Origin of the sequence: Enterococcus sp. DIV0210g (assembly GCF_050559705.1) — a bacterium.
GTDB classification, from domain to species: domain Bacteria; phylum Bacillota; class Bacilli; order Lactobacillales; family Enterococcaceae; genus Enterococcus_B; species Enterococcus_B faecalis_A.
The window spans coordinates 559,984-575,211 of record NZ_CP187903.1; the positions used below are offsets into that span (position 1 = coordinate 559,984).

General features: G+C 39.2%; 16 protein-coding genes and 1 other annotated feature. Of the genes, 10 read left to right on the forward strand and 6 right to left on the reverse strand.

From position 1 onward, the window contains the following. The first annotated feature begins 189 nt into the window (after positions 1-189). Positions 190-1,326: a cysteine desulfurase family protein gene (locus IGI64_RS02775; protein ID WP_429939412.1), complete on the forward strand. Its 1,137-nt coding sequence runs from the start codon at positions 190-192 to the stop codon at positions 1,324-1,326. Positions 1,327-1,451: 125 nt separating this feature from the next. Further along, a complete protein-coding gene (locus IGI64_RS02780) occupies positions 1,452-1,796 on the forward strand; it encodes a DUF1831 domain-containing protein (RefSeq protein ID WP_016625827.1) in 345 nt (114 codons plus the stop codon). A 72-nt stretch (positions 1,797-1,868) separates the two neighbouring features. Here the strand turns inward: IGI64_RS02780 and IGI64_RS02785 are convergent, their stop codons facing one another. Next, positions 1,869-2,645 (reverse strand): hypothetical protein, encoded by a 777-nt coding sequence (locus tag IGI64_RS02785; protein WP_429939413.1) that lies wholly within the window; start codon positions 2,643-2,645, stop codon positions 1,869-1,871. Between the two features lie 202 nt (positions 2,646-2,847). Between IGI64_RS02785 and IGI64_RS02790 the strand changes: the two genes are divergently transcribed. Both IGI64_RS02790 and IGI64_RS02795 read left to right on the forward strand, forming a co-directional pair. Further along, positions 2,848-4,113: an MFS transporter gene (locus tag IGI64_RS02790; protein WP_429939414.1), complete on the forward strand. Its 1,266-nt coding sequence runs from the start codon at positions 2,848-2,850 to the stop codon at positions 4,111-4,113. A gap of 1,033 nt (positions 4,114-5,146) precedes the next feature. Then, positions 5,147-5,752 (forward strand): metallophosphoesterase, encoded by a 606-nt coding sequence (locus IGI64_RS02795; protein WP_429939415.1) that lies wholly within the window; start codon positions 5,147-5,149, stop codon positions 5,750-5,752. 46 nt (positions 5,753-5,798) lie between these two features. Here the strand turns inward: IGI64_RS02795 and IGI64_RS02800 are convergent, their stop codons facing one another. The 3 genes from IGI64_RS02800 to IGI64_RS02810 are packed head-to-tail and all read right to left on the reverse strand — an operon-like array spanning position 5,799 to position 7,554. Further along, a complete protein-coding gene (locus IGI64_RS02800; protein ID WP_429939416.1) occupies positions 5,799-6,305 on the reverse strand; it encodes a PH domain-containing protein in 507 nt (168 codons plus the stop codon). Then, the gene (locus IGI64_RS02805; protein ID WP_429939417.1) at positions 6,275-7,180 is read right to left on the reverse strand and encodes a hypothetical protein; all 906 of its coding nucleotides are present in this window, start codon (positions 7,178-7,180) and stop codon (positions 6,275-6,277) included. Before IGI64_RS02805 ends, IGI64_RS02800 begins: the two co-directional genes overlap by 31 nt. Continuing rightward, positions 7,180-7,554 (reverse strand): GntR family transcriptional regulator, encoded by a 375-nt coding sequence (locus tag IGI64_RS02810; protein ID WP_429939418.1) that lies wholly within the window; start codon positions 7,552-7,554, stop codon positions 7,180-7,182. Before IGI64_RS02810 ends, IGI64_RS02805 begins: the two co-directional genes overlap by 1 nt. Before the next feature lie 176 nt (positions 7,555-7,730). Here IGI64_RS02810 and mnmA point away from each other — a divergent pair, with 176 nt between their 5' ends. From mnmA to IGI64_RS02825, 3 genes are all read left to right on the forward strand, one after another. Then, entirely contained in the window at positions 7,731-8,852 is a 1,122-nt protein-coding gene (gene mnmA, locus IGI64_RS02815) for a tRNA 2-thiouridine(34) synthase MnmA (RefSeq protein ID WP_429939419.1), read from the forward strand. A 156-nt stretch (positions 8,853-9,008) separates the two neighbouring features. Next, positions 9,009-9,311 (forward strand): hypothetical protein, encoded by a 303-nt coding sequence (locus IGI64_RS02820; protein WP_429939420.1) that lies wholly within the window; start codon positions 9,009-9,011, stop codon positions 9,309-9,311. 122 nt (positions 9,312-9,433) lie between these two features. Beyond that, positions 9,434-9,616, forward strand: a complete 183-nt coding sequence (locus IGI64_RS02825) for a hypothetical protein (protein WP_429939421.1) — start codon at positions 9,434-9,436, stop codon at positions 9,614-9,616. Between the two features lie 70 nt (positions 9,617-9,686). On the opposite strand, the gene IGI64_RS02830 is transcribed toward IGI64_RS02825, so the two are convergent. Beyond that, positions 9,687-10,991: a multidrug efflux MFS transporter gene (locus IGI64_RS02830; protein ID WP_016625817.1), complete on the reverse strand. Its 1,305-nt coding sequence runs from the start codon at positions 10,989-10,991 to the stop codon at positions 9,687-9,689. A 114-nt stretch (positions 10,992-11,105) separates the two neighbouring features. On the opposite strand from IGI64_RS02830, the gene IGI64_RS02835 reads away from it, so the two are divergent. The 3 genes from IGI64_RS02835 (at position 11,106) to IGI64_RS02845 (ending at position 14,179) form a co-directional block, all read left to right on the forward strand. Further along, positions 11,106-11,678 (forward strand): TetR-like C-terminal domain-containing protein, encoded by a 573-nt coding sequence (locus IGI64_RS02835; RefSeq protein WP_034860879.1) that lies wholly within the window; start codon positions 11,106-11,108, stop codon positions 11,676-11,678. A 118-nt stretch (positions 11,679-11,796) separates the two neighbouring features. Beyond that, the gene (locus tag IGI64_RS02840) at positions 11,797-12,168 is read left to right on the forward strand and encodes a DUF1033 family protein (RefSeq protein WP_016625815.1); all 372 of its coding nucleotides are present in this window, start codon (positions 11,797-11,799) and stop codon (positions 12,166-12,168) included. Next, positions 12,107-14,179, forward strand: coding sequence for a DNA topoisomerase III (locus IGI64_RS02845; RefSeq protein ID WP_429939422.1), 2,073 nt, complete (start codon positions 12,107-12,109; stop codon positions 14,177-14,179). Before IGI64_RS02840 ends, IGI64_RS02845 begins: the two co-directional genes overlap by 62 nt. Positions 14,180-14,275: 96 nt before the next feature. Here the strand turns inward: IGI64_RS02845 and IGI64_RS02850 are convergent, their stop codons facing one another. Next, positions 14,276-14,761 carry a prolyl-tRNA synthetase associated domain-containing protein gene (locus IGI64_RS02850; protein WP_429939423.1) on the reverse strand — a complete coding sequence of 162 codons (486 nt, stop codon included), beginning with the start codon at positions 14,759-14,761 and terminating at the stop codon, positions 14,276-14,278. A gap of 94 nt (positions 14,762-14,855) precedes the next feature. Beyond that, positions 14,856-15,089: a binding site (T-box leader), on the forward strand. Positions 15,090-15,228 lie beyond the last annotated feature (139 nt).

Genomic DNA, 15,228 nt, shown 5'->3' on the forward strand with positions numbered 1-15,228 from the left:
AGAAAAAAACCTAAATTTCGCAACTTTCTTTAATCAAATAAACCCCCTTGAAACAGTTATTCGTGTTTCAAGGGGGTTTTGCTTATTTCCGCTGTTTTATTTTTTTACTACCTTTTTTACAGTTATTTTTGGCAAGTTTTTTTATTATATGCTAGAATGACCCTAGTTTATTGGAAAGAAGGGGAAAAGATGGAAACTATCTATTTAGATCATGCTGCAACAACACCCATGCATCCAAAAGTGATCGACGCAATGTCTGACATCATGAAAGATGTTTTTGGGAATCCATCAAGTATCCACGGTTTTGGCCGTCAAGCAAATGTAAAATTAGAAGAAGCGCGGCAAATCGTCGCAGACAGTCTTCAAGTTTCTGCACACGAAATCATTTTCAACAGCGGAGGAACAGAAGGGGACAATACAGCATTGCTGGAAACAGCTTTTTCAAGACAAGAAGAAGGCAAACATTTAATCACCACAGCAATTGAACATCCTGCTGTTTTGAATACGATGCATTATCTTGAATCAAAAGGGTTTGAAGTTACATACCTTCCTGTAGATGAAAAAGGTACTCTTTCTATCGAGGATGTAAAAAATGCATTAAGAGAAGATACGATCCTTGTTTCAGTCATGTATGGAAACAATGAAATCGGAAACTTGATGCCAATCAAAGAAATCGGTGAATTGCTTCGCGACCACCCAGCATATTTCCACACAGATGCAGTGCAAGCTTATGGCAGCCAAACCATCCGTCCTTATGAGTCAAATATTGATTTGTTGAGTGTTTCGGGACATAAGATCAATGGACCAAAAGGCGTCGGCTTTTTATTCAAACGAGATGGCGTCAAACTTCCTTCAATGCTGATTGGCGGGGAACAAGAGGAAAAACGCCGCGCCGGTACTGAAAATCTGCCAGGAATCTGGGGAATGAGCCAAGCTGTAGCAATTTTAACAGAAGAAGAACGTGAACAACGCAAACAAAAATATTTAGAATATCAAACAACTATTTTAGAAAGATTGGATCAAGCAGGGATCGATTATCAAGTAAATGGTGATTTAGAAAATAAATTAGCACATATCTTGAACTTAAGATTCCCTGGTGCAGCGAGTGATTTGCTGTTGATGAAACTTGACTTGCAAGGAATCGCTGTTTCAACAGGTTCCGCATGTACAGCTGGAAACGTCGAACCTTCCCATGTTTTGGAAGCTATGTATGGCGAAAACACGGATGCAGTAAAAGAATCGATTCGTGTCAGCTTTGGTTATGGTACAACAAACGAACACGTGGAGCAGTTTACTGATAAATTGATCAGTATCTTGAAAAAATAATTTTAGATTGTATGTACGTGTATCTCTGTCTTTCTTTAGAAATTGAAACAGAAAAAGCAGCTGGTCAAATGTCTGAAAACCTTCTATAATGAAAAAGAGTACATAAAATTATCGAGGTGAACAACATGGCATTTTCAGAAACAGCGACTGTTTTAGGCGCGAATACCGTTTATCGTCTGCACCCAAATGCAAAACGCTATACATTGAAGGATAACGGATTTACAGAAACGAATGGCGGCAACTATCAATTGATCCAGCCGTTAGATGCAACACCGCAAAGTAAAGAAGGCTTCAAGTTGAAGATTACTGTTTCAAAAGATATCAAATCATTCAAAATGTCAGTGACCACGGCAAATGGTTTAAGAGCAGTAGATATCTTCAAAGATGAAAACCAAAAAATGAGCCAAGACAAGTTTTATTTCTTGATGGACAGCATGATCAGCCGCGGTTTATTTGAAAAAGCAGAATAACAAAAAACGAAGACTCGCGAGTCTTCGTTTTTTGTTTTTTTACATTCACTTTTAAAGAATATTGTCAGAAAATCATTCCACACGTGTCCATTCATCAATGGTTTTCCCATTTTCATCCGTAAATTCCAGCCAGCTGTTCGTACCGCCGAAATACAAAAGCAGACTCGCTTCATTGACACTTTTCACAATGATATCCTCAATGGTTTTGCTGCCGCTGATTTTTTCTTGATGATCAGCGCGCAATTTTTCGCCGTATTTTGCGGCATAACCTAGAGAGCCGTCTTTATTGAGCGGTGCTTCCGGCATCAGAGAAGCCCCAGCTTTGATAAGCATCTCGTTTCGTTTGATCCAATAAATCGTAGCTGTACTTCCTCTGAAATCGACAGTAAAAGGGATCTCGCTGACTTCTTTGCTCCAACGATGACGTGCTTTTGCCGGCTTTTTCTTTTCGGGTGTTTGTGTTTGTCCGAAATAGCCGAAGACAGTGAGGATTTCCGTGATTTTTTCATAGATGTCTGTCACGTTTTTTTGCACATGCGCAGGCACAGAAGTTAGCGCATTTTTGTCCGTTTCAATCGTTTTTCCTGTCTCCTTTGCATGTTCTGAAAATAGATGGATCAAATGTTCAGCGTCCATCTCCCAAGGAAGCTGAACCATAACTACTGTGTCGAATTTTTTTGGCAAGATTGTTTTACCCACGGCAACCCAGTTTTTTTGTTGGAAAAAAAGATAAAACGCATGATCTGGTAATTCAGGTACTTCAGATGTTACAAATAAATCAACCTGTTCATTTTCAAGCTGGATGTGGATCTTTGAAGAAGACAAGGTTGTTTTAAAGGTGATAGCCATCAAAATCCCTCCGAAATATGTTTTTTACAGTTTAGCATATTTTACTTTTTCTTTCTTTTTTTCTGATTTTTTGATATATGATAAGAAATTCAAATTAAAACAATTGTTATTTAGGGAAAGCTCTTTTTTTGAAAAAAAGAATCACGTATAATATTTGTTTGTGCAAACGCTGCACAAATGAAAAAAGAAAAGAGGGTTGTTTATGGAGAATGAACAGTCGGCTGTTTTAACGAACTGGAAGAAGAATTATGCGTTCTTTTTATCAGGTCAATTTTTATCAGGAATAACTAGTATGGTGGTCCAGTATGCAATTATTTGGTATTTGACCAGAGCAACAGGTTCGGCAACGATCTTGAGTTTTGCTACATTGCTGGGGATGATTCCGATGGTTTTGTTAAGCCCATTTGTGGGACCGCTCGTCGATCGATGGGATAAAAAGATCCTATTGATTGTCACGGATATTATTGTTGCGATTTTTGCGCTTGTATTAGCAATAGTTGGAACCGTTTCGGAATCCTTTCCGATTTGGCTGGTTTTTGTTTCCTTGTTTATGCGGTCAGTCGCACAAACATTCCAAATGCCTACGATTCAGTCGATTTTGCCGACAATTGTTCCAGCCTCTCAGATAACGAGGACGAATGGCCAATTAGGAATGGTCCAATCAGCGAATTTCATCATTGCCCCGGCTTTAGGCGCTGCTCTGTTTTCGGTTGTACCAGTCAATTATCTGATTTTATTAGATGTGCTGGGTGCAGTATTCGGGGTAGGATTATTGGTTTTTGTAAAGATACCAAGAGTTGCTCCTGAAACATTGGATGTACCGCTGGCAGTTTTCAAAGACGCGAAATTGGGTCTGCAAAAATTATTAGAGAATAAAGGATTATGGTACATAACGATCAATGGCGCATTTGTGACGCTGTTGTTCATGCCGGCAGCGAGTCTGTATCCTTTAATGACCCTAGATTACTTTGGGGGTTCAGTAGGACAAGCAGGCGTTGTAGAAGTGGTGTATGCGGTTGGGATGCTTTTAGGTGGAGCGCTGATCAGTTTTGTGGGCACGTGGAAAGATCGGATGAAACCTATTTTTATCGCTTATATCGTTATTGGTTTGACAATTGGTGCAAGCGGGTTAGTTCCAAGTGACAGTCAAGGTTTCTTGTATTTCATTATCTTAAATGCAGGTGCAGGTTTTGCAACACCTTATTTCAATACGCTGCTGATGGCAATGATCCAACAAAGCTATGAGCCAAGTGTTTTAGGACGTGTTTTGGGTGTTTTCAACTCTTTGATGAGTTTGACAGGACCAATCGGGTTGTTATTTGCAGGACCATTAGCTGACCGATTCGGTGTGGAAAAAATGTTTCTGTTTGCCGGAATCGGGATTTTATTATGTGGAATTGCTTTGTTTATGAGTCCAACCGCACGTGATTACGATAAAAAATTGCAGAAAGAATTAGAGAAAAATTGAAGAAACAGCAAAAAGCCGGCATTTAAAATGTCGGCTTTTTTATATTGCTTGATTTATTAACTAAGTGCAGAAATTTCCAAAGCTGGAAAAAATGAGCGAATCATTCGGATCGTTCCTGTGATAAGCTTTTTTAGAAATGGGAAGCGTTTACGTTATTTGTTATTTAATTTTAGTGTTATTAGAATTTGTTTCGGTTTTTTTAGATTTTTTGGAATTATTGAGAAACGTTAATTATTAAAAAGGAGGCATTTGAATGATCTTATCGAAGAGTAAAATATGTACCGTTATTTCGGTTGTTTTGTTGATGATTTCTATGGCGTTTGCGAGCTTATACGTTGGTTCTTCTAGGAGATTTAATTATGATTTAGTGACGTTGATTGATTTCTGTTGTTGGGTATGTGGGGGGATAAGCTTGATTTTTTCAACGCAAATCGAATCTAAGTTTTTTAAAGCTGTAGTTATTGTTCTTAATTGGATCTGTATCTATAGTTGGCTTCTTTTTAGCAGATAAAGGAATTGCCTTAATCAAAAAATGAAAATTGAAAGGAGAAAAAATGGAAAAAACTTTATATAGAAATGGGCTAGTAGGATCCATGTGTCTGTCATTTCTTTTTCTAGGGATAATTTTTTTAGGAGGAAATAGTCCGCAAAGTGCAGTTTTAAGTTTCTTTATGTTTGTACCTGGTTTGCCAGGGATCTATTTTTCCACCAAAATACAAAATAACAGAATCAAATGGACGTTTATGGTCATCAATTACTTCTTAGCTACTTACTATGTATGGGAGCAAATTTATCGTTACTATTGTTATATAAGTTCATAATGTTGCTGAAAAGGAGCTGATTGGATGGCTTTGTCAAAGAGTAAATAAAGTATGTACCATTAAAAAGACAGATTCCTATTACTTAAATCTATACATAAAAAGACTCAAAACAAAGAAGCTGCCGCACTTTCTTCCAGCTAGCAGTACGTAACAGTTGCGCTTGTCTGCATGTTTGTTTACTCTGAAAAAAAGAACTGCTGGAGGAAAGAAAGATGAACTATTTTATCAGCGATACTCATTTTTTTCATGAAAAACTTTTAGGTCAAAATGACTTTGCCCCACGACTCTTCAATACGGTAGAAGAAATGAACCAAGCATTGGTTACGAGCTGGAATGAGGTAGTGACAGAGAAGGATGTCGTCTATCATTTAGGGGATATCGCTATGCATCCGCAATATGAAAAAGGAAGTGCAGAAATCTTGACTGTCCTGCTCCAGTTGAATGGTAAGATCCACTTTATCAAAGGGAACCATGACAGTCGTGCTTTTTTTCGTTATTTAGAAAAACACAATCCTGACATGCCTGATGGAGAGAAAAAATTTGCTTTCGCAGATGTCGGAAGTATTGTCAAATTTAATCACCAGCAATATTATTTGACGCATTATCCAATGCTTTTGGGACAAAAAGACCCTATCCGAAATCTGCATGGTCATATCCATCATTACAGTGTTCCGATAGCTGCGGTGGTGAATGTAGGGGTCGATGCGCCAGAACGCGCATTTTTAGGTGAGATTTCCTTTGGTGTACCGTTGTCAGAGAAGCAAATTGAAGAGATTTTCCAGAAAAAAGAAGCAGAGCTGCAAAAACTAAACAATTGAACAAAAAAGAACGTGCAGATTTATTGCACGTTCTTTTTTGTCTGTTTTATTCGTCTTGAAGACGATTTTGGATTTGCCGGTACAAATTTTTGGTTTGTTCCGGTTGTTTGCTGGTAAAGAAATAATCTCGTTTGGCAGTTTTTATTTTTAGGACGGGCGTTGATTGCCGGTCTACGTACATCACTGCGGGACGATCGCCAACTTTGAAGTTTCCAATCGTATAGTTTTGAGTCGCAAGGCCGCTTGTTTTAGCCAAAGTATCAGGTACTTTGTCAATCAATTCTGCGGATTGGATCGTCTCAAATGGGATCACGCGTTGTGGTGTAAAGGGCGCGTCTAATGTAACTTGGTTTTGCGTGACTGTGCTTGTCAAAGGATCTGGATGATAATCTAGGACATATAAGGGACCAATCGTGAACAGCATAGCGAAAAACAAAAGAACAGCAACAAGTCCAAGAGAAATCTTTCCACCTGTTCGAGCAAGATTGATGGAAAGGTTCATCCCGATTCTATCTGGTACCATCACTCGAGTATCATCAGGATTATAGTACATCCCATAACGCCAATAATAATCATCTCCTTGATAACGGAAAGTATCTGTTTGCTGCAATAATTGATCTTGTTTTTTCCGCAGACGCAAAAGCCACCAGCAAGTAAATCCGCAGAAAAAATCAGCAGAGCAGCTTCTACGAACGTCAAAAGAACAAATAAATCAGCAGAAAAGTTCATCGTCAAAAGCGGAAGGTAAAAAATGACAGGAAACGCTGTACTCATAAATATAATCAAAAAGGACCAGTAGAATTTTGTCAGATCGTTATATTTTTGGTTGATTTCCTGGTTTTCGGTAAGCGAACGGACAGGTAACCGTCCAATAAACCACCAGCCAAGAACAAAGAAAACCAAGATAGCTAACATCATAAATAGGAAAAGGATAGAAAGCGGCTGCTGCATCGAATGACTGATCCAACTTAATATTCCTGTCAGGATGAAGCTAGGGACGAACCACCAAATAGACAGCAGTTTTCGGTTTTTTTCTGTCAATAATCGCGTGTTTATTTGAACTGGACTGGAAGGCAGCTGCCAATCATTTTCAACAATCAGTTTTCTTGTCTTGCGTATATAGTAAATGAGCAAAGAATAATTACTGCCGATTGTAAGAAACAGCAGGACGAAAAATAATGTCATAAAAAGCGAGTCTTTCATAGGTAAAAGCAGCAGCAAGTCAAAAATGCTCAATATGAGAGCTGTTTGAAACAGCCGTCTCCGGTATTCTTTCGTTAAAGAAAGAACTTTTGGATCTTGGAGTTTTTCTTTAGGAAAAGTGTTCTCGATAATAACATAGCTGTGCGGCTTTGCAGCTAAAGATTGAACGAAAGCAAAGATAAAATTACAAAAAATCAAAATAAGTGTCAGAATCAATGAAATCATCAAGATTCCCCCTTTCTAAAATCAGCTAGAAGATTGTTTATCTTCTTTTTTAAAGATAGTTCATCCAGACCGCTCAAATAAAGTTCGGCCAATACCAAGGTCAATTCTTCCTCTTTTCCTTTTTTTTCTGGAACAGGGAGCGGAGCAACCAACGTACCTTTTCGGCGATCGGTCAGCAGATAACCTTCTTCTTTCAGTTGTTGATAACCTTTTGACACAGTCATGTGATTGACTCCGAGTTCGTCAGCGATTTGGCGAACAGTCGGCAGCTGGTCATATGGTTTCAGCTCGCCTTTTGCGATTCCGATAATGATTTGTTTTCTTAATTGGAGATAAATCGGCTCCGCAGAACGAGGATCTATTTCTAAAATCATCCAATCCCTCCTTTGTATTATTTATATTAATGCATATAATACAAAAATTCAAGAAACTTCTCTTGAAAATTAGTAGTCGAAAAAAATCCATTTCTGTTGTATAATGCTTAATACTGAAAAGTTGCGACCTTCAACTCGTAGATGTTTCAGAATCTAATTGAAATGATGGTGATCAAATGACAGACAACAGCAAAACTCGCGTTGTCGTTGGGATGAGCGGCGGTGTCGATTCATCCGTAACAGCACTTTTGTTAAAAGAACAAGGGTACGACGTTATTGGTATTTTTATGAAAAATTGGGACGATACTGATGAAAACGGCGTATGTACAGCGACAGAAGACTACAAAGATGTAGCAAAAGTGGCTTCGCAAATCGGGATTCCTTATTATTCTGTAAACTTTGAAAAAGAATACTGGGATCGTGTCTTCGAATATTTCTTAGCAGAATATCGTGCAGGACGCACACCAAATCCAGACGTAATGTGTAATAAAGAAATCAAATTCAAAGCATTTTTAGATTACGCAATGGATCTTGGCGCAGATTATGTAGCAACAGGGCACTACGCACAAGTTACTCGTGACGAAGATGGAACTGTCCATATGCTGCGAGGCGTAGATAATAACAAAGACCAAACATACTTTTTAAGTCAATTATCCCAAGAACAACTTTCTAAGACGATGTTTCCTTTAGGCGGTATGGAAAAATCTGAAGTTCGTGCAATTGCAGAACGCGCAAACTTGGCAACAGCTAAAAAGAAAGATTCGACAGGGATCTGCTTTATCGGTGAAAAGAATTTCAAACAATTTCTAAGCAACTACTTACCTGCAAAACAAGGGAACATGGTGACATTAGACGGCGAAGTCAAAGGACAACACGCTGGTCTGATGTATTACACGATCGGCCAACGCCAAGGATTAGGTATCGGCGGGGGCGGCGGCTCTCAAGAACCATGGTTTGTTATAGGTAAAGACTTAGAAACAAACACTTTATATGTAGGACAAGGATTCCATCATCCAGCGCTTTATGCAACAAGCTTGGATGCAAGTGAAATCCATTTTACAACAACGGAAGATAAACCAGCAGAATTTAAATGTACAGCTAAATTCCGTTACCGTCAGCAAGACGTACCAGTAACTGTACGTTTGTTGGAAGACAATCGTGCAGAAGTGATTTTTGACGAACCCGTTCGTGCCATCACACCTGGACAAGCAGTCGTTTTTTATGACGGCATGGAATGCTTAGGCGGCGGTTTGATCGACCACGCATACAATGAAGAAAAAGTTCTTCAATATATCTAAACAAATAAATAAGACGACTTGCAAGACTGGATCATCAGACTTGCAAGTCGTCTTTTTATCCATCTGCATAGGGATTTTTTGGAAAGAAAACGATTGATTTTTCATGTTAAATTGACAGTATGAAAAAAATCGTTGTTTTTTAAAGGGGAAGATTGGATGGAAATAGCAAAGAATAAAAAATATATGGGTCTGTCATTCTTATTGTTGGCCCTTTGTATTTTGTTGACCGGCAATTTTGTTTTTAGCAATTATCAAATACCAGGCGGGATATTCATTTATTATGCTTCTTGGGGGTTAAGCGGGATCAACTTATTTTTGTCTTCCAGTATTCCGTTTAAAATCTTGAAAGGAGCAGTGATCACCCTTCAATTTTTGTGTGTTTATATAGTACCCTATCTTTTTTTACGGGGATGGACTTCTCTGGATTTTAGTCAAGTAGTGATGTGGGTTCTTGTTTGATTATTGTTCGAGCAATAGAGTCTTTTATACAGAGTGAAAAAGGGATAAAAATTGCTGCGTGGATCCCTGTATCCATATCTGTGTGCTGTGTGGCAGGTATCCATTATCTGATGTTTTTTCATATGAATAGTTACAATGGATTATATATTCTTCCTTTATTGATCCTGCTAGCTGTCACAGGATCGTCTGGTCTTTATTTTGCAACCAAGCTTGATCCTGGAAAAATAAAATGGCTGCTGTTGATAGCCAATTATTTGTTTGCTACCTATTTTAATATCGTTGTTCTTTTCATGCAGTGGTATTAAGGATAAATAGAAAAATAAAAAACGGAGAGCCGATTTGTTTGGCTGTCCGTTTTTTTATTGGAAGGAAAGTTTATTTAGTTTTAGAAACAGGAACTTCGGCATGCTGTGTCTCTGCTTCTTTTCCTTCATGCAATTCTTTGGTGTTATGTCGGACAAGTAAGAAGTTGACCAACACGAGCAAGGAAGTAGAGAAGAAGACGCCGCGGTAACCGAAAATACTTGAAACACTTGAACCAATCATTGGGCCAACGACATTCCCTGTTGCTTGAAACGATTGATTGTAGCTGAAGATTCGTCCTGCTGCTTGTTGAGGCGAGTATTTCGTAATGAGTGCTTGGACAGCTGGAAGCAGACAAGCATCGGAAATACCAATGAAAAAGCGCAGCGCACCCAACTGCCAGACATTTGTGACAAACCCCATCGGAATATACACAAGGATCGCAAACCCAAGTCCAATCGCTAAAATCCGTTCACTACCGATCTTGTCACCTAATCGACCAAGACGAGGAGCAGCAATCAACGTCGCGATACCCGGAATCGAAGCAATGATCCCGCTGACGAGTGTTACATTTCCGTGGCCGTTCAGCAATTGGCGAATGTATAAGCTGATGATCGGGCTGATCGAGTTATTTGAAGCTTGAATGATCAAAGTAGTGACGAACATGCCGATCACGACATGGGGATAAGCAAGATCTTTGTAGATTTGTTTTGCCGAGACCATATCTGCTTTTTTTACGGGAACGAATTCTTCATGTACCAAGAACAAGCTTAATAAGAAGACTAAGAATAAGATGGCTGAAGTAATGAAAAATGTTGGTCGGAAGCCGAATGCTGAAGCAGAGATCCCGCCAAGAAGGGGACCAAGCAAACTTCCGGTCACAGAACCAGTGGCTAATGTTCCTAGTACTTGGCCGCTTTTTTCTTTTGGCGTGCCTGTAGCAACTAAGGCAGTAGAATTACTGATGTAGCCAGAAAAAACACCTTGCAGCAGCCGTAAAGCGACTAGTTGATAGACACTTGTAACAAAGCCCATCAGACCGATGACCACTGCCATCCCAAGAGAAGCTCTTAAAAGCATGAGCTTTCGTCCTTTTTGGTCAGCTAATTTTCCCCACCAAGGTGAGATCAGTGTCGTGATCAAAAAAGTTGAGGAGAAGGTGACCCCGCTCCAAAAATTCAGCTGAGCGTGTGAATAATGACCTAAAGTATCTATGTAAAGCGACATAAACGGCATGACCAAGCTAAAACCAATTCCTGCCATGAATGTACCGAACCACAAAACGAGCAGATTTTGTTCCCAAGTTTCTCTTTTTCTGAAAAGTTTATTTTTAAAATGTGCGACCAACGATAAAGCCTTCTTTCTGAAAATTTTCATCTATGCTCATTCATTATAAACTACAATCTGTAGTTTATCAAATCCGTTACTTTTTTATTCCTATTATTCGTGGTAAACTAAAGAGTGAAGGATTTTTTAGAATGGATGAGAAAAATGAAAAAAAGAAATTTGTCCGCTGATAAAATCGTTGAGTGCTTGCGTGAATTGTCAAAAGAACTTCCACCGCAGCAGATAACGTTTCAGCACTTAGCAAAACAACTTGATATCAAGTCTCCTTCTCTATACAACTATTTTAAAAACATCCAAGAAGTCCGCAATGCACTGACGGTAAAATTACTGCAAGAATTAAATGATCAGCTGCGGCGGCGATTAGTCGGGTTAAGCGGCGCAGAAGCGATACGCAGCTATGCTGATACCTACCAAACGTTCGCTTTTGAAAATCAGCCAATCTATGAATTGATGATCAATATCCCGCAGACAGGGGATGAGCGTTCGATAGATGCTATCCATGAGACCAATCAGATCATTCTTCAGATATTGGGTGCCTTTCCTCTTACAGAGCAAGAAAAGATCCATCGAAGCCGAGAATTGAGAAGTTTGATCCACGGCTATGTCTCCTTGCGCTTTTTAGGGTATTTCACGAAAGAGACCCAAGTGGATTCGGAAGAAAGCTATCATTGGATGATTGATCATTTTATTGAGACATTACCAGAAATCGAGGGTTAACTGGCACGGGTGCTTTTTTTAAAACTTAAGACTTTTTTAGTTCACAAGGTGATTTTCTTGCAACTTTCATGAAAAGTTACTAATATGTGTCTAGAAAAACAAAAGAAGGAGCGATAATATGTACCAAGTGATAACTATGTTTGGCGATAATGAGCCATGGTGGTTTTTTGAAGACTGGAAAGAAGACATCCAAGAAGTAGAAACATTTGAATCGTTCGATGAAGCAAAAGAATTTTATCAAAAAAAATGGCAATCCATTCATAAAGATTACTCTTACATAAATGCAAAAAGCAATTTCTTGAGCGCTTTTTGGAATGACGGTGATGAACGCTGGTGCGAAGAGTGTGATGATGATTTGCAGCAATATAAAGGACTCGCATTATTAAAGAAATATGAACCAATAAAAGTAGAGAGCGGAAAGGAATTTTATGAAGCAACTAATTCTAGCGGAAAAGCCAAGCGTTGCGAAAGATCTCAGCAAAGTGCTTAACGCGAATCAAAAACATAAAAATTATTATGAAGGACCCAAGGCAGTCGTGACTTGGGCTCTTGGTCATTTATTAGGGCTGAAAATGCCTGAAGATCTAAACAAAGAATGGCAGAGCTGGCAGATGGAAACATTGCCGATGATCCCTAAAAAATTGGGTATCAAACCTTTGCCGAAAACGGGGCATCAGCTAAAAGCAATCAAGCAGCTGGTGAATCGAAAAGATATCTCTGAAATCGTCATTGCGACGGATGCAGGAAGAGAAGGCGAACTTGTTGCGCGCTGGATATTAGAATATGCCAACTGTAATAAACCAGTGAAACGTTTATGGATCTCTTCTCAAACAGACAAAGCAATCAAAAGCGGTTTTAGCAAATTGAGACCTGCCAAAGAATATGACGATCTTTACTATTCAGCATTGGCACGGGCAAAAGCAGACTGGCTGATTGGTTTGAACGTAACAAGAGCCTTGACTGTAAAATATCAAGATAACCTTTCAGCGGGACGGGTCCAAACGCCAACGCTGGCTTTAGTGCGCAATCAAGAAAAGAAAATCGAACAATTTCGTCCGCAAACATACTATACGATTTCTTTGACAGCCGGAAAAGAAACAGCAAAAATGGTGCAGAAAAACCAATTTGCTTTCCAAAAACCTGAAGAAGCAGAAGCAGTGGTAAAAACATTGAGCCAAACAAAAGGAATCGTCCGCGATATCCAAGAAAAAGTCAAAGTCGAACCTGCTCCGCTGCCTTATGATTTGACGGAGATCCAAAGAGAAGCGAACCAGCGTTTTGGTTATTCTGCAAAGAAAACATTAGGACTTGTCCAAAGTCTTTATGAAACACACAAAATCGTGACTTATCCGCGAACAGACAGCAAATATTTGACAAGTGACATGAAAAATACGATGAAAGAACGTCTGCAAGCAGTCAGTGATTTTCTGCCAGAAGCAAAACAATATTTGAAAAACGGCGCTGTCGTCAAACAAACCAAAGTATTCCAAGACAGCAAAGTAACAGATCACCATGCTTTGATCCCGACAGAAAAACAGGCACGTTATGAAAAGTTAAGCAATGAGGAACAAAAAATCTATCAAATGATCGTCACCCGCTTTTTAGGCTTGTTTGCCGAAGCGCATAAAGTCAGCCAAACAAAAGTAACCGTAGAATTTGGCAAAGAAACCTTTATTTTCCGCCAAAATCAAGTGATCGAAGCAGGTTGGAAAACGAGCACCGAAACCCAAGAATATGTTCCTTGGACGAAAGAAATGCGCGTTGTTCCTGATTTTTCAATCAAAAAAGAATTATCTGCGCCGCCGAAACCTTTGACAGAAGCGAGTCTTCTAGGCTTGATGGAAAAGCACAGCTTAGGAACACCAGCAACACGTGCCGAAATCATCGAAAAACTGATCAAATCAGAATTGATGGAGCGTACGCCAGCTGGACTGCAAGTCTCACCAAAAGGGAAGCAGCTGTTGGAATTAGTCAATCCTTCATTGGTCACACCAGAATTGACCGAAAGCTGGGAGCGGGATCTGGAAAAAATTGCCCGTGGACAGCAAAAAGCAGCAATGTTCTTGCAAACGATCGAAAAAGATACGAAACGATTAGTTCAAGAAATCAAGTCAAGCGAGCAGAAATATCAGGACTTTTCAATCACACAGAAAAAATGTCCAGATTGCGGATCGAATCTCAGAGAAAAAAATACACGAGATGGCAAAATCTATGTATGTACAAATATAGATTGCAGCTATCGCCGAAGAAAAGATCCCAAAGTCTCTAATCATCGTTGTCCGCAATGTCATCGAAAAATGGAGATCATCGAAGGGAAAAATGGTGCATATTTCCGCTGTAAATTCGATGGCACAACAGAAAAAATGTTAGGTAAAAAAGAACAAAAGAAAAAAATGACGAAACACGAAGAACGTCGTTTACTCAAAAAATATTCACAAGCAGAAGAACCAGAAGAAAGCCCATTAGCAGCAGCGCTTAAAGCAGCAATGAGCGAAGATTGATTTAGAAAAAACAGGACAAACGTCTCTTCCCGCCGCCAAGTCAATGGAGGCTGGGAAAAGATATTTGTCCTGTTTTTTTGTCTGTTCAGACGATTTTTACAAGGAAAGATAAATGGGTTCATAACCTAAATAAGCTAGTAATTTTTCAAAGTCGGTATAGGCAATAATCAAAGTGGCAGTATTGGTATTTGGGTGGAAACCTACCGTATCTTGATGGTCGATGGAATTGTCGATCACGATAGTTATTTTGTGTTCCGTATCGTGTGTCAAAGCAAGGGGCGTAACTGTTCCTGCTGAGACACCAAGCATGGTTTGCAATTGTTCTTCTGAAACAAAAGATAACCGTTTTTCTTCTAATTGTTCTGCTAATCGTTTTAAATCTGCTTGTTTTTCATCAGGCAAAATCACTAAATAAATGGCAGAGCCTTTTTTTGCTTTTAACACGAGATTCTTGACTTGCGGTCCAGGTAAATCAATGGCCAAGTTTTTGACTGATGTAATGGCGGGATGATCTACTTTTTGGTAAGGAATTGCTAATTTTTCCAATAATGCATAAGCTTCTTGTTCAGTTGCTGAAGGCATGCCGCATCCTCCTTTTTCATCTTTTTCTCTAGTTTATCAGGAAAAAAATATTTGACAAAAAGAAAAGAATCATGTAAATTACTCTTAAATTAATAAAATGACATCGAAAAGAAGAGTAGCGATGCGTTGTTTTTAAGAGAGTCTCTGGGTGGTGAAAAGAGGCAGCAGCGGATAGTGAAACACATCTTGGAGTCGGTTTTTTGAATAGAGTAGGAAAACCCGGGAAAGCCCGTTAAAGCTGCGGTCATTGTTTGATGACCAGATGAGGCTGTATTTTTGTGAGAAAATCAGCGAAAAAAGGTGGAACCACGTAATTAACGTCCTTTGATCTGCGGATCAAAGGATTTTTTTTTGACACTGATCATCTGGGAAAAGACTGCTGGAGTTCTTTTTTGCGAAAAAAAGATAAATAGAGGTGGAACCACGCGATCTGTGTCCTCTTGGCGCAAGCCAAGGGGACTTTTTTT

What these genes read in the sequence shown, in the direction of transcription:
- IGI64_RS02805 (WP_429939417.1), bottom strand. Translation starts at nt 7,180, where the DNA reads ATGATTTCATTGATTCTGACACTTATTTTGATTTTTTGTAATTTTATC.
- IGI64_RS02780 (WP_016625827.1), top strand. Translation starts at nt 1,452, where the DNA reads ATGGCATTTTCAGAAACAGCGACTGTTTTAGGCGCGAATACCGTTTAT.
- IGI64_RS02810 (WP_429939418.1), bottom strand. Translation starts at nt 7,554, where the DNA reads ATGATTTTAGAAATAGATCCTCGTTCTGCGGAGCCGATTTATCTCCAA.
- IGI64_RS02830 (WP_016625817.1), bottom strand. Translation starts at nt 10,991, where the DNA reads ATGAAAATTTTCAGAAAGAAGGCTTTATCGTTGGTCGCACATTTTAAA.
- IGI64_RS02820 (WP_429939420.1), top strand. Translation starts at nt 9,009, where the DNA reads ATGGAAATAGCAAAGAATAAAAAATATATGGGTCTGTCATTCTTATTG.
- IGI64_RS02835 (WP_034860879.1), top strand. Translation starts at nt 11,106, where the DNA reads ATGAAAAAAAGAAATTTGTCCGCTGATAAAATCGTTGAGTGCTTGCGT.
- IGI64_RS02785 (WP_429939413.1), bottom strand. Translation starts at nt 2,645, where the DNA reads ATGGCTATCACCTTTAAAACAACCTTGTCTTCTTCAAAGATCCACATC.
- IGI64_RS02845 (WP_429939422.1), top strand. Translation starts at nt 12,107, where the DNA reads ATGAAGCAACTAATTCTAGCGGAAAAGCCAAGCGTTGCGAAAGATCTC.
- IGI64_RS02800 (WP_429939416.1), bottom strand. Translation starts at nt 6,305, where the DNA reads ATGTACTATAATCCTGATGATACTCGAGTGATGGTACCAGATAGAATC.
- mnmA (WP_429939419.1), top strand. Translation starts at nt 7,731, where the DNA reads ATGACAGACAACAGCAAAACTCGCGTTGTCGTTGGGATGAGCGGCGGT.
- IGI64_RS02775 (WP_429939412.1), top strand. Translation starts at nt 190, where the DNA reads ATGGAAACTATCTATTTAGATCATGCTGCAACAACACCCATGCATCCA.
- IGI64_RS02790 (WP_429939414.1), top strand. Translation starts at nt 2,848, where the DNA reads ATGGAGAATGAACAGTCGGCTGTTTTAACGAACTGGAAGAAGAATTAT.
- IGI64_RS02825 (WP_429939421.1), top strand. Translation starts at nt 9,434, where the DNA reads ATGAATAGTTACAATGGATTATATATTCTTCCTTTATTGATCCTGCTA.
- IGI64_RS02840 (WP_016625815.1), top strand. Translation starts at nt 11,797, where the DNA reads ATGTACCAAGTGATAACTATGTTTGGCGATAATGAGCCATGGTGGTTT.
- IGI64_RS02795 (WP_429939415.1), top strand. Translation starts at nt 5,147, where the DNA reads ATGAACTATTTTATCAGCGATACTCATTTTTTTCATGAAAAACTTTTA.
- IGI64_RS02850 (WP_429939423.1), bottom strand. Translation starts at nt 14,761, where the DNA reads ATGCCTTCAGCAACTGAACAAGAAGCTTATGCATTATTGGAAAAATTA.